The organism is Streptomyces sp. NRRL B-24085, from assembly GCF_001282115.1.
GTDB lineage: Bacteria > Actinomycetota > Actinomycetes > Streptomycetales > Streptomycetaceae > Streptomyces.
In genome coordinates this window covers 1-1,477 of sequence record NZ_LJBR01000624.1, presented here as the reverse complement: position 1 = coordinate 1,477, position 1,477 = coordinate 1, and the positions used below count along the sequence as shown (strand labels likewise).

Sequence of the window (1,477 nt, the reverse complement as noted above, 5' to 3'; positions counted from 1 at the left end):
CGGCGGGCGGTCCCACGGCGAGCAGACAGAACTCGTCCCCGCCGAGCCGGGCGGCCAGGGCGCCCGGCAGCATGGCGCCGCACAGCGACAGCACCGACCCGAAACGTTCCAGCAGCCGGTCGCCCACGGCGTGCCCACGGGTGTCGTTGACCCGCTTCAGCCCGTTGAGGTCGCAGACGACGAGACTGACGACGACACCGTCCCGCTTGTGGCGGTCCACGGCCTCGTCGAGCCGCGCGTCCACCGCACGGCGGTTGGCGAGCCCGGTCAGCGCGTCCGTGAAGGCCAGCCGTCTCGCCTCCTCCAGCCGCTCCGCCTGGGCGATCCCGGCGGCGACCACGGAGGCCAGCACGGTCGCGAAGTCGGCGTCCTCCCGGCCGAAGACCGGGGCCCCGGTGGGCCGGGCGACGTACAGCTCCCCCCAGGCCCGGCCGTTCAGCACGATGGGGGCGACCACGCAGCTCCCGCGGCCCCTCCGGCGGAGCGCGGCGACCCGCTGGTGCACATATCCGGGCGGGCCCCCGGCCGCCGGGCCCTCCGCCGTCTCGACCCACGCGTTGGGCTCCCCGCCCCCGGCCCACCGCTCGTGCAGGAACTCGGTGATCTCCGGGAACTGGTGCACGGGGTACGCCTCGCCTTCGGGGAACTCCTCCTCACCGGCGGTCCGGTCCCCCACGTTCACCAGCACCCTGAGCCGGCCGAGCTCCCGCTCCCACACGGACAACGCGGCGAAGCTCCCGCCGAGCGCACGGCACGCCCCGGCGGCGGCTGCCCGCCACGCCTCCCGCGAGCCGTGGGCCGCCGCCATGCCCTGAGCCAACGCGACGACCGCGGCCAGCCGGATGTCCTCACCCATCAGTCCAGGTTAGGGAGGATTTAGGGGTATGCCGTGATGTGGTTGGTCCGTTCGAGAAACGGTCGCCCGAGCAAGTGCTTTCGCCTAACGGGGTGCCGGGGTCGGTCGTCGAGCGGCTGCCGGCGCGTGGGGGCCGGTCGCGCAGTTCCCCGCGCCCCTGGGGTGGGCCACCGGGCCGTAAGAGGCCGCCGCAGGCCTTTCAGGGGCGCGGGGAACTGCGCGGAACGCCCGCCCCCGCTCACCCGCACCCGCACCCGCACCCGGACCCGGACCCGGACCCGGACAACGGTCGGCTACAGCCCGGGCCACCGAGGCGCACGGCGTTCGTTGAACGCCGCCACGCCCTCCGCCCGGTCGCCCGAGAAGGCCACCGCCCGCCAGGCCGCGTCCTCCACCTCGAGCCCGGCCCGCAGATCCAGCCCCTGCCCCAGCCGCAGCGCGCGCTTCGCCGCCCGCAGCCCCACGGGCGAGTTCGCGGCGATCCGGCGCGCGAGCGCCAGCGCCTCCGTCCGGTCCTCCCCGGCCTCCACGAGCCGGTCCACGAGCCCCAGGTCTCGGGCCTCCTCCGCCTCCACCCGGCGCGCGGTGAAGATCAGCTCGGCGGCCCGGGCCGCCCCCACC

General features: G+C 76.1%; 2 protein-coding genes. Both read right to left on the bottom strand.

Going from position 1 to position 1,477, the window contains the following annotated elements:
* Positions 1–856 (bottom strand): sensor domain-containing diguanylate cyclase (locus AOJ26_RS40440; protein ID WP_053853311.1); only part of this gene is annotated, 856 nt, incomplete at its 3' end.
* A gap of 293 nt (positions 857–1,149) precedes the next feature.
* On the bottom strand, positions 1,150–1,477 hold a 328-nt coding region (locus AOJ26_RS40435), incomplete at its 5' end, for an enoyl-CoA hydratase-related protein (RefSeq protein ID WP_234358804.1).